The sequence below is a fragment of the Anabaena sp. WFMT genome (assembly GCF_051781005.1).
In the GTDB taxonomy this organism is placed as follows: domain Bacteria; phylum Cyanobacteriota; class Cyanobacteriia; order Cyanobacteriales; family Nostocaceae; genus Anabaena.
This window is the reverse complement of record NZ_JBPWOA010000020.1, coordinates 126,066-149,468: the sequence shown is the minus strand read 5'-3', so window position 1 is coordinate 149,468 and position 23,403 is coordinate 126,066. Positions and strand designations below refer to the sequence as shown.

Genomic DNA, 23,403 nt, shown 5'->3' with positions numbered 1-23,403 from the left:
CTCACTAATGACTAATAGCTAAAGTTAATTTGTGCCTATTTACTGACTAGGTTGTTGAGCAAAGTGGAGAACATCAGTTCTGATGCTCAGTACTAGCAGCGAATCCCAAAGAACCCTTAAGAACAATTACGGAAGATGATAGAAAAAATTTTGCTGGCTGTCTCTGGACTGGGACACGCAGAAGAAATGATGAAGACATTGAAAGAAATGCCCTCAATCCAATCTGCAAAAGTTACGGTTCTGCACGTTGTATCCCCACAAAGCACTGCGGCTGTAATGACAGATAAATGGGAAGAAGGTGGTAAAATTCTGGCTAATGCGATTCAGTCTCTGGACTTAGATCCTAGCCAAGTTTCTTCGATTTTGCGGCAAGGAGATCCTAAGGATGTCGTTTGTCAAGTAGCAGAAGAAGTGGATGCTGACTTGATTGTCATGGGTTCACGGGGACTCAAGCGGCTGCAATCAATTTTAGGGAATTCTGTTAGTCAGTATGTTTTCCAATTATCTTCTCGTCCCATGTTGCTGGTTAAAGATGACATTTATGTCAAAAGAATCAAGCGTGCTATGGTGGCTATAGACAAATCTGAAGCAGCAACAAGTTGTTTGAATTTAGCTCTGTTCATGCTGCGTGGTGTCACAGGTGGGCAGTTAATTTTGGCTAATATTAATACAGATTTGGGTGGCAAATTATCAGGAATCACTGATATCAAGCCAGAAAAGAATTCAGTTTTAGGACTTGCAGTTGCAGAAGCAGAGAGACAAGGTGTAGCAGTTCGTTGTGTTACTAGTAGTGGCAAACCTGGTGAAGAAATTTGCCGTTTAGCTGAAGAACTGAATGTAGACTTGTTAGTATTAGGTTCTCCAGATCGTCGTCCATCTATTGCTAAGAGTTTTGTTGATCTAGACCGACTGATTGGCGCTTCTTTGTCTGACTACGTTCGAGTCAATGCGACTTGTCCAGTATTGTTAGCACGGACTACTGCTTGAATGAGTAATGAGTCCTGAGTCTTGAGTGTAAATACAGTTGCTTCAAAGCTTGGAACAATTAACACTTTCCTCGTAAATCTTGGTTTGAGGGATTGATAAATGAAAACCCCTGCACTGAATGAGTGTAAGGGTTTTTATTTTATAGCTAAAGTATTAACTATTTTTTCAACCTTCTCGGCTGGCAGTTTGGATGTAAAGCATAATTAAAAAAACGGCAGGCACTAGCACGAACAAAATGCTTGCTACGAACCCCAGGTCATTAACTTGCATGGCAAGATAGCCTCTCTTTGATTTCCAGTCAACAACTTTAGAATAGCATCATCTATGACTGAGTTTTTCCAAATTTTCTGCTCTTACCAATACTAATCATGAGTACATAACCAAAAGTTAAGGTTTTGTAACGACACTAACAGGGCCATTAACTAGGGTTTGACAGGCTAGACGGTAGTTATCAGGCTTTTTTTTAAATTTCCGGTTTTCAAAATCAGTGCGTGGTGAGAGATTTTCTAGTCCTTCTACTACCTGGACTATACAAGTACCACATTGACCAGCACCGCCGCAATTGGTCATTTTGCCAATTAAAGTATATATATCAATGTTATTTTCCATTGCTTTGAGTCGGAGATTTGCACCATCTGCCGTCACTATTTCTTTATTCTCTTTAACAAATTTAATATTTCCCATAACTAATTCCTCGCTGAGTGTAAATGTGGCTATTGGCTTTGTTTTGACCAAGCTTGATACATTATCCCACTTAATTATGGTTATTTATTGCAAAATATTAATAAATATCAATTTTTAATAAGATGATTACACAAAAAATTAGGACAGGTGTGTGTTTCCTGTCCACGGAGTTAACAATACATTGATCTACCTGAAACCTACGGCAGCTTGCCAAACAAAAGCAAGCAACAGAAAGAAAACAGGAATGATTGGGAGAACATCTACCAAGGGGTCGAAGATTTGGTAGGCTTCAGGCAATTTTGCTAATAACAGTGCGGCTTCCATGTTTGTTTATATCCAACTAATCCAACACAGCTTTCATATTTGAGATGTATATTAACATGGTTTGGGGACTGGTAATTGGTGATTGGTGATTGGTAATTGGTGATTGGTAATTGGTAAGAGATTATAGATAACTCTCCCCCTGCTCCCTGCTCCCTGCTCCCTGCCTGTCACCTTCTTCTGTAAGCCAGTGTCCAAAGTCGGTGAGGAAGCGATCGCTCAAAATTGATTCCCGAATCTTTTGGGTAAAGCGAATTAGTTCGGTGATGTTGTGAATACTCAACAATGTGTAGGCTAATATTTCCTGCGATCGCACTAAATGAGATATGTATGCACGACTGAAATTTTGACAGGCATAACAAGGGCAAGTTTCATCTAAGGGCGTAAAATCTTCACGAAATTTAGCATTTTTTAAATTCCAACGTTCACCGGAGACGATCGCAGTTCCATGTCGCGCCCATCTGGTGGGAATCACGCAATCAAATAAATCTATCCCCGAAGCGATCGCAATCGCCATTTCTCGATAAGTTCCCACACCCATCAAATAACGGGGCTTATTAACAGGTAACAACGGCGCTGTAGTTTTGACAATTTGCGCCATCAATTCCGTCGGTTCCCCCACACTCACCCCACCAATCGCATATCCTGGCATATCCAACTCGGCCAAAGCATTGGCAGCACGGGCGCGTAAATCTAAATATACCCCTCCCTGCACGATGGGAAACAAGGCTTGGTCGCTGCGTTGATGGGCAACTATACAGCGTTCTAGCCAGCGATAAGTCCGGTCTGTGGCTGCTTCTACCTCTTCACGAGTGGCTGGATAAGGGGGACACTCATCAAAAGCCATGATCACATCAGCCCCTAAAATATTCTGAATTTCAATGGAGCGTTCTGGCGTTAATTTAATAATCTGACCGTCACGGGGCGAGCGAAAAGTTACACCTTCTTCTGTAATCTTTCGCATTTCACTCAAACTAAAAACCTGGAACCCACCAGAATCTGTGAGCATGGGACCATTCCAGCCCATAAACTTATGTAGCCCACCACCACCGGCAACAATTGCTTCTCCTGGTTGGAGGTGCAAATGATAGGTATTTGATAAAACCATCTGCGCCCCAGTATCTTTGAGTTGAGCAGGGGTAATGGTTTTCACATTTGCTAGTGTACCCACAGGCATAAATCTGGGAGTTTCTACAGCACCATGAGGGGTAAAAAATACTCCGGCTCTGGCTTTTGTTTGACTACAACTAGCTAGACATTCAAAGGAAAAATTGGTCATTGGTAATTAGTAATTGGTCATGGGGTCAGAGTTTTTCCTAAGTCCTAAGTTCCTAGTACCCAGTACCCAATCCCCATTACCCAGTATTTAGGGGTCAAGCCCTGCATTATATACTGCCTAATTGGGTATATTATTTTTAAGACTAAAAGCAATCGGAACAGTCATCGTCAATTTCTGCATCCCATCTTGCTGATAGTACTTGCTCCATCATCGCTTCCATAGCGACGACGTTAAAATGGCGATCGCACCGTTCTTGCAAAGGTATGGACAGGGGAATCAAACGCAAACAGATATCCTCTTGGATTAAATCAAAGTAGGGTTCTTGTTGGGGTGATTGTTTGAGTTCCAGGTAGTCAAAACTATAAATGTTCAGATATAGTGCCTTGTTGGCGACTATGGTAGACCTTTGTGGGCTTGTAAATACTTCCATCACATCACCCTCACCTTCGCTGAGTAGCTTGTCTTCTTGGGTGTAGATGTAGCGAACTCGACCTAAATCAGCCAGTAATCGTCTGATATCGAGTTTATTGACAATAATGCCAGTATTAACAATGCACGGTGCTGGTATCCTAGTGTCGGGTAGATGGTGACTCATAGAGAAATAGCTATTGAGGGAAGGTGAGTGACAACACAGCTAAAAAGTCAATTGCCTAGCTTTTGGACTGGAAAAAAACCCTACATTTCCAAAATATCAATTTTGTAGGGCGATCGTCCATTAAAGAATCGAAAAGCAGACCGTCCCTGATAATTTTGTGGGTTTTTTCGTCATTGAATGCGCTTATATTATCTGTTACTGGAACTTTTGATTACTAATGACGTTAGCATAACAAACTTTTTGGCATCAGTCTCTAGTTACTAATCAAGCTTGAATATCTACTACATATTGCTACAAGTGTTGTGTTGTAAATATATATTTAGCTAGTAATTATACTTTTAAATTAGATGAATCAAATATTGCAGTGGTGGAGAAGACAACTATTACAGTTTGTTGCAACCATAATATTTTATACCGCTATTCCTTTACCCTATATCAAAAACTTAGAATTTGAGCGGGTAGCCTGTTTTGCTCCTGTTGTTGGGTTGATGATTGGCACAATTTTAGGTTTATTGGATAGGACAATTGATTATTTGGGTATCCCTGTATTAACTCGTAGCGCTTTGGTAGTAATACTTTGGATAGGAATTACGGGTGGGCTACATTTAGATGGAGCAATGGATACTGCTGATGGTTTAGCGGTGACTGATCCAGAAAGACGTTTGCAGGTAATGGTGGATAGTGCCACAGGTGCATTTGGAGCGATGGCTGCGATCGCTATCTTGCTATTGAAAACCACAGCATTGAGTGATTTGTCAGAAAACCGTTGTTTGGCGTTGATTGCGGCTTGTGGGTGGGGACGCTGGGGACAACAAGTTGCGATCGCTTTTTATCCTTATTTAAAACCTACAGGTAAAGGTGCATTTCATAAACAAGCAATTCGTTCTTACAAAGATTTATTACCAAGTTGGTTTTTGCTGCTGGGTTTGAGTGGTTTCGTTTGGTTAATCAATCCTCAGAATTTGATTTTTGCTATTGGGATAATTATTGCTGGAACTGCGATTTCTATTTCAACAGCAGCTTGGTTTAATCATAAATTAGGTGGACATACAGGAGATACTTATGGTGCAGTTGTGGAATGGACTGAAGCTTTATTTTTGTGTGTAATTACCATTTTGGCGTAAAACTAAACTGTATTGTGCTTAGGCTCTGTCCCTATAATTAATATCCTTATTTGGATGTTTTTTGCCAAAATCTCTCTGTATATATGCCATGATTGTCTTATTACAAAATATTAAGTAAATCAAGAAAATCCATATGAAACTACAGCGTCTCAAACTATTCACTGTTTCAGTTGCGTTGCCCCTTGCAACTATCTGTCTGCTATCTACCTACAACAAAGCTCTTAGCAATACAAAAGCAATCGTTCAGACTGTTGAGCATGAACAGAGGGATGCAACCTTCTATAAAAACTTAGGTCATAGTTTGGAATCTCAGCACAAGCTAAAAGAAGCAGTGGAAGCTTACCGCAAGGCAATTCAACTCAATCCAAATGATGCGGATGCTTATGAACATTTGGCAAATGCTCTATATACATATCATAGTATCACCGGGCAAGTTGAGCAAAAAAAGCTTGATGAAGTAATTGCTCTCTACCGAAAGGCAATAAAACTTGACCCTCATAAAGTTTTGGCATATACAAAGTTATGTGATGTATTGGGTTTACAAAATTTAGATGAGGCAATTGCTTCCTGTAAAAAGGCAAATGAACTTGACCCTCATGATGTTTGGGCATATGCAAATTTAGGTCATGCCTTACTTGCTCAAGGTAAATCAGATGAAGCAATTACTGCTTATCAAAAGGCTATTCAACTGAAGCCGAACTTTTCTGAGCTTTACTTTTACTGGGGTAATGCCTTAAATGAGCAAAACAAACTTGATGAAGCGGTCGTGGCCTACCGTAAAGGTATACAAATAAATCCGAGTGATTTTACTTATTATACCAATTTAGGTAGTACGTTGAATAAACAGAAGAACTTTAATCAAGCTGTAGCGGCCTATCGCAAATCCCTGGAACTGTATCCGGACGCTTACACCTACGTATTCTTAGGGGAGATATTGGAGAGCCAAGGTAAGCTTTACGAAGCTGCCATTGCCTATCGTGATGCGATACAACGTGACCCTAAGTTTTCTAATTATCTGACTGAAACGGGTAAAAGTTTACAGCAGCAGGGCAAGTTGGCAGAAGCCATCATAAAATATCAGCAAGCACTTAAATTAGATCCTAATAACACCGAGATTCAAAACAGCTTGCAAAAAGCACAGGTCTTGCTGAAAAGGCAGGAGCATAACTAACTAGTAACCCAAGTTGCTAGTCATCTAGTTAAGGCTGGTAATTGGTAATTGGTGATAAAATCTCAGTCTTAATCCTGTTCCATCCTTAAATCCTGTAAATCCTGTTAGCGTAGCGTGGCGTAAGCCATTTCTGACAATTTCCCTAACTAGCAACTTACGTTAGTACAGCACGGCAAAAATATTCCTACCTTCAGGTTTTTATTTTTAACATTCTCTCAACTCAGATAGGATTGCTATATCTAAAGCAAACAAAAACTCCTGCTTGTTTAGACAATGCAAGAGTTAGTTTTTGCTATAGTTATTTAGTTAAACCATCATATCTATTGGGATCTTTTTTCTCCTTTTTGTCTTTGGGATCTTTTTTAGGCTTCTTAGCTTCTTTGTTACCTTTTTTTTCCTTAGACATGAATCTTCTCCCAGTAAGTTAATCTGTCAAAGCCTCTACATTCTGCTGTTAAGAAATTAGGGTGTAGCTTACCTAGTATTCTTTTCAAACAGAAGGCAAAGTATCAGACACTTATGCAACTAACTACCATTATAGAATGTTATTTAATTTTATGATTGAGTTGGTTAGCTACTACACAAAACGTAGTCAGATGTAATTTGATCTAAAACAGAGTTAATCTCCTTCACTACCAAGGAATAAGGGAATTTAGAAGCGTTTTTTATTTAACTGGTTGCAGTTTTGTCACCTTGAGTTTAAATGTACCCACTCCAGTTTCCCCAAAAGAACGGACTCGAACGATGTAGGTTCCTGTTTCGTTGATGCGAGCAAATAAGAGAGAATTGCTAGTACCATCTGGTCCATCATCATTTTCTGACACTGTTGAACCATCAGGTGCTAATAGTGTAATAATGCTGTCAAAGTTCTCTGATGATAAATCAATTGCTAGATTATCACCTTTATTTAACTTCATCGTGTAATCACGAGCAAATCCACCTTGACCTGTGGGAATATCATTGATTGATAGAGTATCTGTCAGTTCAATATTACTATTCAAAGGGATAGGACTATACAAATTATTTTTTTGAGCAAAAGCTGTATTGATGCTGATGCCTATGGATAGTATGGAAACAGGAAAGATAATAATTTTTCTTAAAGTCGCTGCAAAAGCTTTATTCATAAATTTAATATAGTGTTGCCAAAAATACAGGGTAATCTTGCTAATTATAGATTTTTCAAACACAATTTGCCTATCAACTCGAGGTTGATCTATCTTTGATGGTAGTAGCAACAGCAGCTAAACCAAGGACAGATATGTTACTTTGATTGAGTGTAGACACAGCAGATTTGGCAGTAGCACCTGTGGTATAAATATCATCTACTAGCAGCACTTGTGCATTTGGGTGACGACGAAAATCTGATCCTACAGAAAAAGCATCTGCGAGGTTGTTTTCTCGTTCAGAACCGGAGACGCTAAACTGTGCTTTAGTATCTTTTATTCTTTCTAACCCATTTAATTGTAACTTTAATCCAGTTGTTTGACAGAATCCTTGAGCTATTATTGCAGCTTGGTTATATCCTCTTTCTTTGAGTCTTTTGGGATGGAGTGGTATGGGTACAATTACAGGTTTTGGGTTTGCTGATGGAGTATGTAATAACCAGGCTTCCCCTAAATAATTACCTAAAAGTCTGGCAATTTGGGGTTGGTTGTCATATTTGATAAGTGCGATCGCTCTTTTTAAAGCACCTCCATAACTACCCAAACTAAATACTGGTAATGGTTGTTGCCATAAATAATGAGGATTTTTGAGATGACAGCTTTGCAGTTGTTTGGTACAGTATTGACATAATTCCGTTTGTGTGCTGCGTTGACATAAGGGGCAATGGGCTTGCAGAAAGAGATTTAGTAAGCTTTTGAATATGGTCATTAGTCAAAGAAGTATTTAATAGACAAAATATGCATCTTCTAAATTCTTGGTAGGAGATGTTTAACATAAATGCGATCGCATCTTTGTGTTTCTACTCCTGTGGTGGGGATGTAACCATTGTTTTCATAAAGCTTGACTGCTTCCTTTAAGACACTGGCGGTTTCTATCCAAATTTGCTCATAGCCACGGGATGCTATGGCTGTTTCTAGTTCTTGCAACAAATATTTCCCTAAACCTAAACCACGCACATTAGGTAAAAGATACATCTTTCGGATTTCTACAGCTTTTTCACCCCGTTCAATAGGATAATATGCCCCTGTACCTACTATTTTATTTTGGTGTTCGATTACCCAAAATTCGCCCCCAGTAGCTAAATAATATTCTTCTATTTGCAATACATCTCTATCCGCACCGCTCGGTTCCCAACCTAAACCATATTCTGATAATACAGAATGAATGACTTCTGCTGCTTGTGTGCGATCATCGCGCTCCTCCCAATTACGAATTATAAAATCTTGGTAATATTGTTTCATTACTTGTTTTTCGGATTTTAGAATAATTGTGAGACTTAGAGGATGTTTTGAAAGTTAGAGAGGGCTAAAGATTATGCTTGCAAACATCCACTTACTCATGGCAGATAAGCCTTGGCGATCTACTTTACCATGAGGAGTTATGGGCAATTTATCTATAGCGATGATTCTACTTGGCACCATATAATGGGGCAGTTGAGAAAGAGCATACTGTTTCATTGCTAATTAGGTCTCATTAATGTTGAATAAGGAAGCTGTTAATAGTGTCTTTACTTAGAGATAATTCATGAATTACCTCTAGCAGTGTTGTCTATGGATAAGTCTTTTATACAGCGCGACATCAACAGGCAATTAGGGGGATTCTCAATAGAACTAAAAATATGTTTATCCTTGAACTTGTATGACTTGTATTCAATGGCAAACTCTTCAGTAAACCCAAGATTTTGAAATATGTGTCCAGAAGCAACTCCAGTAGCATCAGCAATAGCAATTTCAAAGTTATGGTGTTTAGCTAAGTTCAGGTTTTCTCTCACTAAGGTTGTAGCAATATGTCTCTTGGTGTATTTCTCCTGGACTCCAAGCATCAAAATATGTAGGATCTGTCCGGCTTTAAATAGATGACATTGGCGGTAATTTTCCTCCAATTCTGACAGCAGAGAGAAAACGGGTTCAAACTTATTATCAATACCCTTCAAAGAGTCAGAATAGACTTTCATCAAATCTTCAGAAATAATGAACCCCACTACTTCTCCTGTTTTTTGATCTTTAGCAATTAGTGAGATTTCTTCATCTGCTGCTTTCTGACAGACAGGTACAGCAAACCGATAAAACTCATCAAAGGAAATTTTTAGAGCTTTGGCCATAGGCTCAAAACTTGAAAAAACCTGGGAGATACAAGTAGCGGTTTGCTTAATATCACTATGCTGCATTTTTTGGCATAATATTTCAGTATTTTTATTGAAGGAATTCATGTATTTGGTAAAGATTACAAACGATTACAGCTACAGAATAGGAACTAATTCACAGTCCTAAGTAGCTATTGACATGGATAATTTTAATACCTTTGTAGTTACTGCATCAAGTGTTTGCCAAATTCGGTCGATCCAATCTAAATGTTCGGGTTTCATCAAACAAGAACGCAGACAGGTAATAGAGTCTTGATCCCAATTAATTCCTTCCCCACTTTCTAAAAATAGCTCTTTCGGTAGATTAGCTAAAGCTAAGTAAAGTTTTTCCTGTTCCGCCACTTTAAAAATCTCTTTCGCCAGTCGAGAAGATTCACTCGCACTCTGAGATTTGACAACCCAAACAACGATATCTAATTCAGGCGGAAAAGCTACTATAAATCGTGAATCATTTTGCAGTTTCTCAAAAATAGTCAGCGCTGCTGTTCGTGACTTACTCAAATAACCAGCAAACTCACCACCTGGAATTAAAGGTAATAACCGTTGAGTTGCCCAGAGTGCTACCGCAGATGAACCTGCTCTAGAACATTCCAAGCTAATTTCTCCTAAATGCAATTCCTCAGAACTAAAATATGTGTAGGGTGAATCATGTTTATAAAGTTTCCCAACAGAGGGATCTTTGAAGAGAATGCAACCACAGCCGTAAGGTTGGAGTCCGTGTTTATGCGGATCGACAACAATGGAATCAACGTTTTTAAGACAGTCATAAGCGGCTCTAGTTGAATCATCAAGATTATCTACTAAGGTAAAATAACCCCCATAGGCGGTATCTGCATGAATGCGAAATCCATATTCAGACTGAAGTTCGAGAATTTCTGGTAGGGGATCGATAGAACCCGTTGCTGTTGTCCCAAGGGTAACAACAACCGTGCCAATATCATCTTCTTGGAGAAGTTTTTTCAGGGCTGCTATATCCATCCGATTAAGACTATTACAGAGAACGGATTGGAAGGGAATGCGAAGCACACCGCAAATTCTGGAATGGGTATAGTGTGACTGACTTGAGGCAACAACTTTTTTGTTTGGGTGCAAATTTCCTGCCACCCACAAAGCTTCTAAATTCGCCATTGTCCCGCTACTGGTCAAGTGTGCTAAATGATATTCCCAACCGAACATTTTGGCAATTTCTGCCACTGCTTCCTTCTCCATTGCCGAACTTGCCCGCCCACCATCAAGAGCGTGATTGTTGGGATTAATCCACAGCGATAACATATATGCAAGACGGGCAATTTCTGTGGGCGGCTTGAGCATTTGCCCAACGTACAAGGGATGGGGATAAGGATAATTGTCTTGCATTCGCTCGGCAACTTCCAACAGCACGATTCGTAGAGCATCTAGATTAGGAGAGTGTTCGACTTTTGGTAAGCTGTGAAAACCTTCTTCTAATCGTGATAATGCTTCTTGGAGTAATCCTAAACTTTCTGTTTCTAACGTCATAAGACCTCGCGGTAAGCAGGAAATTCAAACTCAAAATAAGTGGATTATATTTTTAGAGGATGTTTTAAAAGTCGGAAAGGTAGTAAAAAAGCTCTATCAGTATAAGCTGTGAATAGATATAAGTTTTAAATTATACATAAATTAAACATGATTTGCACATATGGAGTACTATAAATCAAAATTACCTCTTCTCAAGAGTTGCGAATATGCAAATAATTGATACACTTGTTCTTTTAGCCTAGTTACAAGTTAGGCAGCGCCTCTATGGTGTACGTCAAGCGCGTTGAACTTACCAATTTTAAATCCTTCGGCGGTACTACTTCTGTCCCTTTGCTGCCGGGGTGTACTGTCATATCTGGGCCTAATGGTTCGGGTAAATCAAATATTCTCGATGCTTTGCTGTTTTGTTTGGGGCTTGCTAGTTCTAAGGGTATGCGGGCTGAACGTTTACCAGATTTGGTAAATAATGCTCAAAAGCATAAGGGACGTTCGTCGCTGGAAGCTAGTGTGACGGTGACTTTTGATTTGGGGGATGATGTCTCACGCAAAGGCGCAAAGGCGCAAAGTGAAGAGGCAGAGGGGCAGGGTGCAGGGGGTAAGGGAGATGAGGAAGTTGAAGAGGTTGGAGAGGTTGGAGAAGAAAATCTAAAATCTAAAGTCCAAAATCCAAAGTCTAATGAATGGAGTGTTACTCGACGGTTAAGGGTGACTCCTCAAGGGACTTATACGTCGAATTATTATATAAATGGTGTTGCTTGCACTCTGACGGAGTTGCATGAGCAATTACAGGAACTGCGGGTTTATCCTGAAGGGTATAATGTGGTGTTGCAAGGTGATGTGACTAGCATTATCTCGATGAATGCGCGGGAACGTCGGGAAATTATTGATGAGTTGGCTGGGGTGGCTGCGTATGATCGGAAGATTATCCAAGCTAAGTCAACTTTGGATGAGGTGAAGGAAAAGGAAGATAGTTGTCGAATTATTGAGACTGAATTAACTGTACAACGCGATCGCTTGGCACAAGATAAGGCTAAGGCAGAAAGATATCAAAAGCTCAAAATAGAATTTGTACAGAAGCAGTCTTGGGAAGCGGTTCTATCTTGGCGTTCTCTGCAAGCACAGCAGGAAAAGTTAACGGCGCAAATTCAAACAGGCGATCGCAATTTTACCGATTTCACCACCCAATTAACAACTGCTAATTCGGAAATTATTCAAAAAACTGCTGAACTTGACGAACTCAATATCCGCGTTAAAGCTTTGGGAGAAGATGAACTTTTATCTGTACAGTCTCACCTCGCTACTCAAGAGGCTGAACGTAAACAACTCCAGCGTCAACAACGGGATTTAGAAACGGCTTTACAAGAATCTGCAAGGCGTTTAATTCAAACTCAGCAAGAAATTCAGCAATATCAGTTGTCTCTGACTCAAGCTGTACAACAACAAAATGTTGAAACTTTGCAGGTGACGAATTTACAACAAGAACGAAATGACGCACAACAAGCTTTAGATTCTTCTCGTCAAGCAGCTGCGGAAATTGCGACTGCTTCGGAAGCGTGGGTACAGCAACAAACGGCATTAAATCGGCAAATTGAGACTTTGTTGCAAACTCTTGAACCCCAACGCACTGAACAAGCACAACTACAAGAACGAAATACTCAGCTACAGCAACTTATTGAAGAACAATCTCAGCTAATTGCCACTTTAGAACCTGAATTGGCTCAAAAACAAGCTGAATGTACGCAAGTTGAAACAGAATTTAATCGTTCTAGTGAACCTATTCAAAAGTTAGCTGAAAATCTCGCCGCGACTGAACAAGAGTTACAAATTCAACAAGAAACCCAAAAGCGTCTTTTGCAAGAACAGCGGGAAAAACAACGTCAATTAGATAAATTGGAGGCACAAACCCAAGCACAACAAGAGGTACAAGGGACACAGGCGAGTAAGGTAATTTTACAGTCAGGAATGCCTGGTTTATGTGGTTTGGTTGTGCAGTTGGGAACGGTAGATCCTCGTTATCAGTTGGCGTTAGAAATCTCTGCTGGTGGACGTTTGGGACATATTGTGGTGGAAGATGATAGCATCGCTTCGGCTGGTATTGAACTCCTCAAACAAAAACGTGCCGGCAGAGCAACTTTTTTACCTTTGAATAAAATTAAAACATCGAAAGCTATTCAAGATGCCACTTTGCGTTATGCTGATGGCTTTGTTAATTATGCTGCTGATTTGGTGGAGTGCGATCGCCGTTATCGAGATGTGTTTAACTATGTTTTTGGGAATACTGTGGTTTTTGCCAGTCTCGCACAAGCGCGAAAACAGCTAGGTTTATATCGCATTGTCACTTTACAAGGGGAATTGTTAGAAACCAGCGGGGCAATGACTGGGGGGAGTAATACCCAGCGTTCAGCTTTGCGCTTTGGTACGGGAGAACCTTCTGAATCTGAAGAAGTAGTAAATTTAAGAACTCGCTTGGTTGATATTGAACGTGTTTTAGAACGTTGTGGAGAAGCGATCGCTAATTTAGCCAGTCGAACTAAAACTCTGACGCTAGAACTGACGGAAACTCGACAAGCAAGACGGGAACAGCAGTTAAAGTTGGAACAGTTGCAAAAAGATGTGAAGGCGTTGACAGCGCAATTAGAAGCTACACGCGCTCAACTTTCCCAAAATACCGAAAAATTCACCACTGCACAATCTCGTTTGCAAGTTTTAGATCGGGAATTACCGGGACAAGAATCGCAACTGCAAGAATTAAGACATACTTTATCTGAGTTGGAATCTTCCCAAACTCCTAGCGAATGGCAACAAATCCAAGTAATCATTAAAACCCAAGAGCAACAATTACAACAAAAGGAAACTGCTTTAAGGGATTCGCAACAACAATTAAAAAATCTCGAAAATCAACAACAGCGGTTACAAGAAAAAATCCAAGAAGCAGAAACGCGGGTTTTACAATATCAACAAGAACAGGAAACTTTTAACAGTCAACAGTCAACAGTCAACAGTCAACTAGTAGAACTGAATAATCAAATTAGTGCAATTCAAGTTAGTTTGAAAAAAATGGAGGAAAACTTAGGAGAAGAGAAAAAGAAACGGGATATTACAGAAACCGAAGTGCGATCGCTCTTATTGCGACAACAACAACTACAATGGGAAATTGAAAAACTGCAAGAAACCCAGGAAAAACGCCGGGAAGAATTAACAGCACTGCAAACCCAATTGCGAGAATTAGGTGCAGAATTACCAAGTCCCCTCCCAGAAGTTCCTAATCAAGTTGATTTAGAGGAACTGCAAAAAGAATTGCGAAGTCTGTCCAAACGCTTACAGGCAATGGAACCTGTGAATATGTTAGCGTTAGAAGACCATGATAAAGTCCAAAGCCGTCTCCAAGAACTTACAGATAAACTGCAAACATTAGAAGCAGAACGTACAGAACTACTTTTGCGAATTGAAAACTTTACCACCTTACGCCAAATCGCCTTTAAAGAAGCTTTTGACGCAGTAAACGAAAACTTTCAAACTATTTTTGCCACCCTTTCTGACGGTGACGGCTATCTACAACTTGATAATACAGAAGATCCGTTTAACAGTGGCTTAAACCTAGTCGCACACCCCAAAGGCAAACCTGTACAACGTCTTGCTTCCATGTCAGGTGGAGAAAAATCCCTCACGGCCTTAAGTTTTATCTTTTCCCTGCAACGTTATCGCCCATCACCATTCTACGCCTTTGACGAAGTAGATATGTTTTTAGATGGAGCAAATGTGGAACGATTAGCGAGAATGATTAAACAACAGGCGGAACAGGCACAGTTTATAGTTGTGAGTTTGCGTCGTCCGATGATAGAGTCAGCACAGCGCACCATTGGCGTAACTCAAGCTAGAGGCGCTTATACTCAAGTTTTAGGTATTAAATTGCAGTCATCTGATCACTGAATCATTAATAGCAGTTAAAAAGAGCGATCAAGTTTTGAATAGGTTGTAATTCCTTCACCACCTGCATTATTTAGATATCACCAGCATGAAATCTGGGTATGATAAAAGTCAAATTTCTCTCTTCTATTTCAGGAATCGTAGTTGTAATCTGTGGAGTTGACCATAACACATTTTGGGGCTATTTATAGATGGGAGTAAGTCATAAGGAGAGAATAGGAAAAGCTTTAGATTTTCTACGGCAAGGTTTATATTCCTACGTTGAACAAAAGATGCAGTCATTACATAGCAGCAATTGGACGGAAAAAGTTGCCGACTATTTACCGAAGCATAAAAAAAAATCCAAACAGGATGTAAATAAAATTATCCGCGAAGACGTATCTGCACTATTAACGGTAGTTAATAGAGAGTGGGATAATGTATTTAAGAGTAGCTTGAGTCAACCAGATCGTGCGCTTGTCAATGAGTTACTTGAAGTCCGAAATCAATGGGCGCACCAATCTACTTTTTCAACCGATGACACCTATCGAGCGGTGGATAGTGTGCTTAGGTTGCTCAAATCCATGTCGTCACCCCAAGTAGCGGACGTGGAAAAGCAACGACAAGATGTTCTCCGTATTTTAACTCAAGAGCAAGCAAGGCATGAAGTACGACCTATACCCGTTTCACCTGCTGAAGAATCTCGTATCAGACAGAGACTTGATGAGCTATTGAAGCGCATTCCCTTTCAAAATGCTTATCTTTTGAATCAAGCTCTAACACACACTTCTTACAAATACGAGAATCCCAATACAGGCGACGATAATGAACAGTTAGAGTTTATTGGAGATGCCCTACTCACGTTTCTAAGTGGTGATTTTTTATATAAACGTAATCCAGATTTGAGAGAGGGCAAAATGACCATCTTGCGCTCAAATTTAGTTGATACACCTCAGTTGGCGAAGTTTGCTACTGAATTAGATATTGGAAAATGGATGCGGCTTGGAAAAGGTGAGAATATTAGCGGAGGGAGTAGCAAGCCTTCGTTGCTGTGTAATATGTTTGAAGCGGTTGTCGGTGCTTATTACCTTGATTCTGGTGTTGAAGCAGTACGTGACTTGGTTGATCCTTTTTTCGAGGAAGTTGTTAACGATCTACCCACTACTGAAGACTCTATCCCTAATATTAAAGATGATGTGAAAGGTTGGTTACAACAAGTTGTTTTAGGTAGTGGATTTGCTCGCAATCCTAGCCGTCAGCCTCCTAAGTATGACACTATTCGTTCAGGTGGAACTGACAACAACCCAGAATTTATATCCGTGGTTTATGTCGCTGGTGTTGAGTATGGTAGAGGCAAAGATAGTAGTACAAAAAAAGCTGAGAAGCGTGCTGCCGAGGACGCACTGCAAAAACTTGGGTTGCTTTAACCACGAGTCAGAGCGTTGATATTGTGGTGCGATCGCTCGTAGGTTAGATTGATCAAGTGCGATCGCTAGGCGCGACCTAGGAATCTCGCAACGCTGACTTTCAGTTCGATTTTTTCCATTTTCATAGAACTCGAAAAATCAAGTACAATTAATTTAGTGCCAACATAACATCTAATACTAATATTATGAATAACCTTCTATTAAATAGAATAACAATTAACTATGATATTTGTCATGGTAAACCGTGTATTCGTGGATTGCGCTATCCGGTGGAAATGATCTTAGAACTTTTGAGTTCAGGCATGAATATTGATGATATTTTAGAAGATTATGATGATTTAGAATACGAAGACATTTTAGCAGTTCTCAGCTTTGCTACTCGACTCACTCAAGTTAAAAGTATTCTCCAATTAGTTTCATGAAATTCTTGATTGATGCTCAATTACCAATGCGAATTGCCAATTTATTAGAGAACTTAGGTTGTGATGTTATACATACCAAGTATCTTCCTTTAAAAAAATGCAACTCCAGATTCGGAAATCAACAAACTATCAATCCTGGAACAGAGAATTGTTATTACCAAAGATAAAGATTTTTTAGATTCTTTTTTAATCAAACAAGAGCCTTACAAACTACTACTAATAACCACAGGTAATATTAGTAACAAACAAATTGAACAACTTTCTCTACAAAATATTACTCAAATAATCGAATTGTTTTTGACGTATGATTTTTTAGAAATGACTAGAGATAGTTTGATTATTCATTAGTGCTAGTTCGCCTATTGATGTTAAGTGTAATCAGTGATCGATCAAATTGGACATATAAAGCGAGATCGTTCACAATACATTTAGACAACGATTCAAGCATAGGAGCTATCTATGTTGTTACAAGAACTTAAAGAGCAGATATTCAAACTACCATCAAGCGATCGCCTTGCGTTAGTAAGTGCAATAATTGAGTCATTGCAAAATCAGCCAACTTTCGATGTTGATCGCTCTGGCGCGATTCAACGGATGCGGGGCTTATTGAAAACAGACCAACCCGCACCAACTGATGAGCAAGTAGCTGCAATGTTAGAAGAGCGGCGAGCGGAGAAATATCTTTAGTGAGAGTTTTAGTTGATACCAATATTGTCCTAGATTTTCTGTTGCAACGAGAGCCATTTTCCCAAGACGCAGAACTGCTGTTTCAAGCGATCGATACTGGTCAAGTTGTTGGCTATGTGACAGCAACAACGCTAACGGATATTTTCTATATTTTCTCGCAAACATACTCTCAGCATTGAGCAAGCACGGCAAGCAGTCTCAGAAACTTTGACTGTTATGGTTATTTGTCCCGTTAACCGAGCCGTTTTAGAATCAGCGTTCAAATCTGGTTTGGCTGATTTTGAAGATGCCGTTCAAATTTTTTGTGCAGTCGAGCAAGGATTAGACGCTATTCTGACACGCGATGCTAAAGGTTTTTTGAGTTCTTCTATACCTGTGCTATCAATACAGGAATTGTTGCAACAATTATAAGAAGATAACTCTCTTGGGAAGTAAAAAGTGAAAGTAATCTTCTGCCGCGTGCGATTGGTGCGGGAGTGTGATAGCGCAAGCGCTGTTTCACAGAATGGTTGACGCTCAAACGCACCTAAGCCCATTTTACGCCTTTGACGAAGTAGATATGTTTTTAGATGGAGCAAACGTCGAACGATTAGCTAGAATGATTAAACAACAGGCACAACAAGCACAGTTTATTGTTGTGAGCTTGCGTCGTCCGATGATAGAATCAGCCGAACGCACAATAGGCGTAACTCAAGCACGGGGAGCCTACACTCAAGTATTGGGTATTAAGTTACAACAATCTTCTGGTTAGGGAGCAGGTGACAGGTGACAGATACAGATTTTACCAATTACCAATTACCCATTACCAATCACCCATTACCAATTACCCATAATCAGCCTAAAATAGGTAATTAGCAACTTGAGTTAATATAAAAGCTTGAGTTTCTGTTAAAAATAGTGTATACATAAACCGGATTCGAGATCAGGACTCGGTATAGAATGACCTCTGAACAAGTAATTAGGCGTTCCGACATATTAAACACCCAGGTGATTACCCGCGACAACGGTAAGCGGCTAGGCATCATCAGTCAAGTCTGGGTTGATATTGATCAGCGAGAGGTTGTGGCTCTTGGTTTACGAGACAGCCTGATCTCTATTTCTGGTCTGCCACGATATATGTATCTCAACAGCATCAACCAAATTGGTGATGTCATCTTAGTTGATAACGAAGATGTGATTGAAGATATTGAAGTAGAAGCCCTCAGCAACTTGATGAACTGGGAAGTCATCACCGAAACTGGGGAAGTATTGGGCAAAGTGAGGGGATTTAAGTTCAATGGAGAAACAGGCAAAATTTACTCCATAGTCATCGCTTCCTTGGGAGTACCCCAAATACCTGACCAGTTTTTGAGTACCTACGAAATATCAATAGATGAAATAGTCAGTACTGGCCCTAGTCGCTTGATTGTTTTTGAAGGTGCTGAAGAACGAGTTAACCAATTGACAGTCGGCGTACTAGAACGGTTGGGTATTGGTAAAGCACCTTGGGAAAGAGATGCAGAAGAAGAATATGGCTATTCTGCTCCCCGCACAGTTTCTCCAGCTAATCAATTACCTAGCGGAGTACCATTACAGCCACCCAGACCAAAAGTTCGTACTCCTGAACCTATAGCGCGGGAAGAGGAAGAATGGAGTGAGGATTATATTGAAGAAGAACGTCCCCAACGTCGCGTTATGCAAGCGCGTTCTTATGAATCCATTCAATATGAAGAAGACGAAGAAGATAACTGGAGTGAGGCATCAGGTACAGATAGGTATCAAACACCACCAAGATACGCGCCTCAACCCCAAAACAAGGCATATGCGGACGATTACGATGATTATGACGATGTAGAAGGTGATGCTTGGGAAGATGCACCAAAACCAGTCAATATTCCCAAAAAGGTGAAAGAAAGACAGCCCGAATACGAAGAAGAGGGCGGTTATTAACCCTGCGACACTAGTGGCAAAAACAGGTCTAATACCTGCGAGATAACGCTAGTAGGGATAATGGTGGGTTAGCACAGCGAAACCCACCCTACAATTTTTGGGTAATTTATTTTTTGTTGTTCCCCTGGTGCAAAACATTTTCAGCAAACCCTAATTAAGTACAACCAACAGCTGAAGCCGAACTAACAGTTTTTAAGTCTCCAGCGAATACAGCTGTGTATTTAAAAGGTGATGAACCAGAACAAGCCATAGAACTTTTATCAGGACGACGGGGACTCCACCAGGAATCTGACTGAACACTTAAATTTGTCCCATTCAATGACAGTCCTTTAACAACTAAAGTATTACTTTTCCCATCACTTGTCTTTCTGGCAGATAAAAATGTAGCATAATTAACGTTGCCATTTGCAGGGTCAATTCGGGCTATGATTGCTACTTTTGCACCCCCACCACTACCATAGCTGGATAGCCAACGGCCAGTAGCAAAGCGCCGAAAATCATTACCTGTTTGGGAGCCAGTAGAGGAAAAAACGCCGTATAAAGTACTTCCTCCATCCCAAAGCAGTCCATAGCCACTACCATCATCACCAGTTGTTTCGTAGTCGCTGCGACACCATTTCTTCACACCGTTATCAAAACGGACAATGCGGGGGTCTTTGTTAGTAGATGATACTTGCTGATAACCAATGTAGATTGTGGTTATACCAACAGTTACTTTTGGACCATTTTTAGCTTTGATTGTCGCTTCAGTGTCATTGCAAGTAAAGGTAACACTATTACCGACAGATGAAACTGGAGTAACGGCTAAAGCTGGAGCATCTATTGCTGTAATTCCTAAATTAGCAGCTAATATGGCTGATAAAGCTGGAAATTGTAAATACTTTGATACTTGGCTGCTAGAAATAATTGCGTTATACATTGGACTACAATTTCATTGTCTATATTGCCATATATAGTTTGTATGAAGTTTAGCTTTTGTACTACTGTGTAATTACTGACTTTGCCATTTTTACCAAATCAGCCTGCTTACCTGCTTTTAACCCAATCCTATACTGCACAGCCTTTTTTCGCCAAGTTAAAGTAGCGTCAGAGCAGTTAGCACCACATTGAAAATCTACAAAATAGCCGGACAACCCGTTAGCTAAATATATAGCCTTGCCAGTCAATTTGGGCGTTTTGCGAGTTACAGCTTCACCAGTAATAATACCAAGACGGCAAGCTGTTCCTCCATTACAATCTGGACTGAAACCCAGTAAAATCTCGTATTTATTTTTTGTAGCAGTTTCGATAATAGCGTAAAGAGGATTTTCTCCATCTGATTCAGGAATATACTTAGGTAATAAAATGTTAATTTGACTTTGTTTCTTTAATTTGGGCAGAATCGACTTAAAAACTGGGTGTGGTTGGGAAGTTTTGCTATTAATTTGCTGTTTTGCTAATATCTGGGGTTGATTTGCGACAGATACTAGAGCAAAATTAGGATAAATACTGCTACTAACAAGCAAAAATAATGCAGGTAAAACACTGATATTTCTTGTTGTGCGAATCATATCAAAAAAACAACATTACTGAATAAAATACATTTTTCTATTTATTAGAAATTTAAAATATCTAATGATTTTTCTATTTCTAAATCTAAAATTCGAGCTTGCGTTTCTTTGTGTTCTTCTAGTTTTCCATCTTGCCAATATAAATCTGCTGCTTGCTGAAAATCCTCAATTGCTCCCTGTTTATCTCCTATAATTAACCGCACATTACCCCGATTATAATAAGCATCGGTGTAATTAGACTTCATTTTAATTACTTTGCTAAAATCATCTATTGCTGCTTCGTAGTTTCCTAAATCAGAATGAGCATTACCCCGATTATAATAGGCATCGGCATAATTAGAATTTATTTTAATTGCCTGATTATAATCTTCAATTGCTCCTTCATAGTTTCCAAATTCCAAACGAGTATTACCCCTCTTTTTATAAGCAACTGCGTCATCAGGAGCAATCTTGATTCCTGGGATTAATTTCTGTTGATCATCTAGTAGATAACGAGTAATTTCTCTGTTTTTCTGAGTAATAGCATCATGAGGATTAATTTTAATTGCCTGATTGTAATCTTCAATTGCTCCTTGATGATCTCCAATGCGAGAACGAGCATCAGCACGATTTCTGTAATTAATGGCAACATCAGGATTAATTCTAATTGCTTGATTATAATCTTCAATTGCGGTCTGATAATTACCTAATTGATAATGAGCTAAACCCCTTTTATTATAAGCTTGACTATAATTAATGTTAATATTAATTACCCGAGTGTAATCTATAATTGCTTTTTCATAATTACCTAATTGATGATAAACTAAACCTAATTTATAATAAATATCAGCATCTTGTGGTTTATGTTGTAGCGCTTGATTGTAGTTATTAATTGCTGCTGCATAATCACCTTTTTGGAAATATTTATCACCTAATTTTTCATAAATAAGAGTTGAATTTATTTCTGGATATTTATCTAATTCTGAATAAACATGAGATTTAATTAATTCATTTTTAGATGTTTTAAATTGATTAATAGGTGATCGTTGTTGATGTGAATTATTGGTATGATTTTGTGACTGTTCTAGATAGCACAATAAACCGCCACCATATAATAACTGATTTATCCCAAAAGAAATTTGACCAGTTTTTAGCTTAATCATTTTGGTAGGAAGAAACCCAGCTAAAAAAAGATGATATTCAGATTGAGCTTCATTAACTTCTTCTTGAATTAAAATACAAACAATAACCGTATTTTTTTCAACTTCTTCACAACTAACTGTCCATCTAACTTTATCAATACTACCATGACGAGATTTAACTTCTACGCCAATAGTGGGATGAGCAGTGAGAGTAAAATCACTTTTGCCATCACCACCGAAGCGTTTTTCATAATCGACTTCAGTAATAAAATTAGATAGTCGTTCTTTGACTACTTCTTCACCTAATTTACCTTTGAGATTATTAATAAAAACGTCACGAACTGGGGAAGTCCGTTTATATTTTTCTGCCATTAACCAGCAAAATTCCCGTAATGCTTTTAATCTCTCACCAGATATGATAGTTATTTCACTATGTTGACCTTCTGTTTGACAATGAAGTAGACAACCAGATTTTAACCTTTGAAGAAAGTCAGATTGTAGTGATCGCAGTAAGGTAATCCAATCCATTTATCATATTTCTGCGGTTTTTTGATTGACTTATTTTAATCAAAAATCTGGTTTGAGTAAATATAGTAGTGGCGTATTGCAATATGCCACTACAGCTTTAATATCTCCTTAAAAAGCAACCTGTTCCCCAGGGTTAGGTGCAATTACTCGTGTTGCTAAATTGTTTTTATCTAATAATGCCTGAAATTCTTCCACACTTCCGTGAGTTTGAATAAATTTGTTTAACAATCCCTCAAATATAACATCTCCTCCTGCTGCTGTAGGTAGCATTATTTGAGGTTGTAACCATTTGGCGACTTCTAAGGTGCTATTCATCCCTTTAATAATTGGCCCTAGTATAGGCAAACCTAAATCAATTATTGGTGTAATCACTACATCAATTGGTGCAATCTCTTTAAGTTGTGGAGAATGATATCCATGTGGTTCGTAATAGAGCTTTAATCCACTTGCTAATTCCTTGAGAAAATAAGCATTTTCTAAAAGAGTTGGACCAATTGGAGAACCGGGAAAAGCCTTAATTTCTACTTGATTATTCAAGGTAAATTTTTCACCATGATTGAGAGTTGTCACTTGGGTATAACCCAATTGTGCTACTACTTTGGCTGCATTAGGAGAAGCCACAACTTGAATATTTTTATCAAGCTGTTTGAGAGTTGGTGGATGAGCATGATCTTCCAATCCCTGGGATAACAAAATCAAATTAATATTTTCTGGTATTGGTCTCTCTTGAATCCGATAACCTTTAAATAACCAATCTAAATTGTTGAAGGTTAAGGAATCAACTAACCAAGGATCTATTAGTATCCGCTGTTCACCAATTTCTATCAACCAACTATTGCTGTCTAACCAAGTCAAGTACATATATATA

Annotated in this window: 25 protein-coding genes and 1 pseudogene; 12 read left to right on the top strand and 14 right to left on the bottom strand. The window is 39.1% G+C overall.

The genetic code is table 11. The features are described 5' to 3' along the window. Positions 1 to 135 precede the first annotated feature (135 nt). A complete protein-coding gene (locus ACSQ6I_RS13425; protein ID WP_438890807.1) occupies positions 136 to 987 on the top strand; it encodes a universal stress protein in 852 nt (283 codons plus the stop codon). Positions 988 to 1,152: 165 nt separating this feature from the next. Here ACSQ6I_RS13425 and psbM read toward each other — a convergent pair whose 3' ends face one another. The 5 genes from psbM to ACSQ6I_RS13400 all read right to left on the bottom strand — a co-directional run bounded on the left by psbM (position 1,153) and on the right by ACSQ6I_RS13400 (position 3,866). Beyond that, the gene (gene psbM / locus ACSQ6I_RS13420) at positions 1,153 to 1,257 is read right to left on the bottom strand and encodes a photosystem II reaction center protein PsbM (RefSeq protein WP_015216295.1); all 105 of its coding nucleotides are present in this window, start codon (positions 1,255 to 1,257) and stop codon (positions 1,153 to 1,155) included. Between the two features lie 117 nt (positions 1,258 to 1,374). After that, positions 1,375 to 1,671, bottom strand: a complete 297-nt coding sequence (locus ACSQ6I_RS13415) for a 2Fe-2S iron-sulfur cluster-binding protein (protein ID WP_015216294.1) — start codon at positions 1,669 to 1,671, stop codon at positions 1,375 to 1,377. A 186-nt stretch (positions 1,672 to 1,857) separates the two neighbouring features. Beyond that, complete coding sequence (locus ACSQ6I_RS13410) at positions 1,858 to 1,995, bottom strand: photosystem II reaction center protein K (protein ID WP_010995059.1); 138 nt, start codon at positions 1,993 to 1,995, stop codon at positions 1,858 to 1,860. 121 nt (positions 1,996 to 2,116) lie between these two features. Next, positions 2,117 to 3,271 carry a tRNA guanosine(34) transglycosylase Tgt gene (gene tgt, locus ACSQ6I_RS13405; protein ID WP_438890806.1) on the bottom strand — a complete coding sequence of 385 codons (1,155 nt, stop codon included), beginning with the start codon at positions 3,269 to 3,271 and terminating at the stop codon, positions 2,117 to 2,119. Between the two features lie 142 nt (positions 3,272 to 3,413). Then, positions 3,414 to 3,866, bottom strand: a complete 453-nt coding sequence (locus ACSQ6I_RS13400) for a hypothetical protein (protein WP_015216292.1) — start codon at positions 3,864 to 3,866, stop codon at positions 3,414 to 3,416. Positions 3,867 to 4,213: 347 nt separating this feature from the next. On the opposite strand from ACSQ6I_RS13400, the gene cobS reads away from it, so the two are divergent. Next, entirely contained in the window at positions 4,214 to 4,990 is a 777-nt protein-coding gene (gene cobS, locus ACSQ6I_RS13395) for an adenosylcobinamide-GDP ribazoletransferase (protein ID WP_438890805.1), read from the top strand. A 133-nt stretch (positions 4,991 to 5,123) separates the two neighbouring features. Beyond that, positions 5,124 to 6,161 (top strand): tetratricopeptide repeat protein, encoded by a 1,038-nt coding sequence (locus ACSQ6I_RS13390; protein WP_438890804.1) that lies wholly within the window; start codon positions 5,124 to 5,126, stop codon positions 6,159 to 6,161. 665 nt (positions 6,162 to 6,826) lie between these two features. Here the strand turns inward: ACSQ6I_RS13390 and ACSQ6I_RS13385 are convergent. The 5 genes from ACSQ6I_RS13385 to ACSQ6I_RS13365 form a co-directional block, all read right to left on the bottom strand. After that, a complete protein-coding gene (locus ACSQ6I_RS13385) occupies positions 6,827 to 7,285 on the bottom strand; it encodes a PPC domain-containing protein (protein ID WP_438890803.1) in 459 nt (152 codons plus the stop codon). A 73-nt stretch (positions 7,286 to 7,358) separates the two neighbouring features. After that, complete coding sequence (locus tag ACSQ6I_RS13380; RefSeq protein WP_438890802.1) at positions 7,359 to 8,033, bottom strand: ComF family protein; 675 nt, start codon at positions 8,031 to 8,033, stop codon at positions 7,359 to 7,361. Between the two features lie 38 nt (positions 8,034 to 8,071). Further along, positions 8,072 to 8,566 (bottom strand): GNAT family N-acetyltransferase, encoded by a 495-nt coding sequence (locus ACSQ6I_RS13375; RefSeq protein ID WP_438890801.1) that lies wholly within the window; start codon positions 8,564 to 8,566, stop codon positions 8,072 to 8,074. A gap of 281 nt (positions 8,567 to 8,847) precedes the next feature. Further along, positions 8,848 to 9,426: a GNAT family N-acetyltransferase gene (locus tag ACSQ6I_RS13370; RefSeq protein ID WP_438890800.1), complete on the bottom strand. Its 579-nt coding sequence runs from the start codon at positions 9,424 to 9,426 to the stop codon at positions 8,848 to 8,850. Positions 9,427 to 9,591: 165 nt separating this feature from the next. Then, positions 9,592 to 10,965 carry a pyridoxal phosphate-dependent decarboxylase family protein gene (locus ACSQ6I_RS13365; RefSeq protein ID WP_438890799.1) on the bottom strand — a complete coding sequence of 458 codons (1,374 nt, stop codon included), beginning with the start codon at positions 10,963 to 10,965 and terminating at the stop codon, positions 9,592 to 9,594. 264 nt (positions 10,966 to 11,229) lie between these two features. On the opposite strand from ACSQ6I_RS13365, the gene smc reads away from it, so the two are divergent. The 9 genes and pseudogenes from smc (at position 11,230) to ACSQ6I_RS13320 (ending at position 19,336) form a co-directional block, all read left to right on the top strand. Next, complete coding sequence (smc, locus tag ACSQ6I_RS13360; RefSeq protein WP_438890798.1) at positions 11,230 to 14,895, top strand: chromosome segregation protein SMC; 3,666 nt, start codon at positions 11,230 to 11,232, stop codon at positions 14,893 to 14,895. Between the two features lie 188 nt (positions 14,896 to 15,083). After that, positions 15,084 to 16,298, top strand: a complete 1,215-nt coding sequence (gene rnc, locus ACSQ6I_RS13355) for a ribonuclease III (protein WP_438890797.1) — start codon at positions 15,084 to 15,086, stop codon at positions 16,296 to 16,298. Between the two features lie 185 nt (positions 16,299 to 16,483). Continuing rightward, positions 16,484 to 16,720 (top strand): DUF433 domain-containing protein, encoded by a 237-nt coding sequence (locus ACSQ6I_RS13350; protein ID WP_438890796.1) that lies wholly within the window; start codon positions 16,484 to 16,486, stop codon positions 16,718 to 16,720. A gap of 117 nt (positions 16,721 to 16,837) precedes the next feature. Then, positions 16,838 to 17,068 (top strand): DUF5615 family PIN-like protein, encoded by a 231-nt coding sequence (locus tag ACSQ6I_RS13345; protein ID WP_438890860.1) that lies wholly within the window; start codon positions 16,838 to 16,840, stop codon positions 17,066 to 17,068. Positions 17,069 to 17,179: 111 nt separating this feature from the next. Further along, a complete protein-coding gene (locus ACSQ6I_RS13340; RefSeq protein ID WP_193941673.1) occupies positions 17,180 to 17,407 on the top strand; it encodes a hypothetical protein in 228 nt (75 codons plus the stop codon). After that, a complete protein-coding gene (locus ACSQ6I_RS13335; protein WP_438890795.1) occupies positions 17,407 to 17,586 on the top strand; it encodes a PIN domain-containing protein in 180 nt (59 codons plus the stop codon). Before ACSQ6I_RS13340 ends, ACSQ6I_RS13335 begins: the two co-directional genes overlap by 1 nt. A 37-nt stretch (positions 17,587 to 17,623) precedes the next feature. Then, on the top strand, positions 17,624 to 17,818 hold the full coding sequence (locus tag ACSQ6I_RS13330) for a PIN domain-containing protein (RefSeq protein WP_438890794.1): 195 nt from the start codon (positions 17,624 to 17,626) through the stop codon (positions 17,816 to 17,818). Positions 17,819 to 17,936: 118 nt separating this feature from the next. Further along, positions 17,937 to 18,158: pseudogene (locus tag ACSQ6I_RS13325) on the top strand (hypothetical protein); the annotation flags it as partial. Between the two features lie 188 nt (positions 18,159 to 18,346). After that, positions 18,347 to 19,336: a PRC-barrel domain-containing protein gene (locus tag ACSQ6I_RS13320; RefSeq protein ID WP_438890793.1), complete on the top strand. Its 990-nt coding sequence runs from the start codon at positions 18,347 to 18,349 to the stop codon at positions 19,334 to 19,336. Positions 19,337 to 19,490: 154 nt separating this feature from the next. On the opposite strand, the gene ACSQ6I_RS13315 is transcribed toward ACSQ6I_RS13320, so the two are convergent. The 4 genes from ACSQ6I_RS13315 to ACSQ6I_RS13300 form a co-directional block, all read right to left on the bottom strand. Further along, complete coding sequence (locus ACSQ6I_RS13315; RefSeq protein ID WP_438890792.1) at positions 19,491 to 20,255, bottom strand: hypothetical protein; 765 nt, start codon at positions 20,253 to 20,255, stop codon at positions 19,491 to 19,493. Between the two features lie 61 nt (positions 20,256 to 20,316). After that, positions 20,317 to 20,886, bottom strand: coding sequence for a hypothetical protein (locus tag ACSQ6I_RS13310; RefSeq protein WP_438890791.1), 570 nt, complete (start codon positions 20,884 to 20,886; stop codon positions 20,317 to 20,319). Between the two features lie 44 nt (positions 20,887 to 20,930). Beyond that, positions 20,931 to 22,535, bottom strand: a complete 1,605-nt coding sequence (locus ACSQ6I_RS13305; protein ID WP_438890790.1) for a tetratricopeptide repeat protein — start codon at positions 22,533 to 22,535, stop codon at positions 20,931 to 20,933. Between the two features lie 108 nt (positions 22,536 to 22,643). Continuing rightward, on the bottom strand, positions 22,644 to 23,396 hold the full coding sequence (locus ACSQ6I_RS13300; protein WP_438890789.1) for an MBL fold metallo-hydrolase: 753 nt from the start codon (positions 23,394 to 23,396) through the stop codon (positions 22,644 to 22,646). Positions 23,397 to 23,403: the final 7 nt, after the last annotated feature.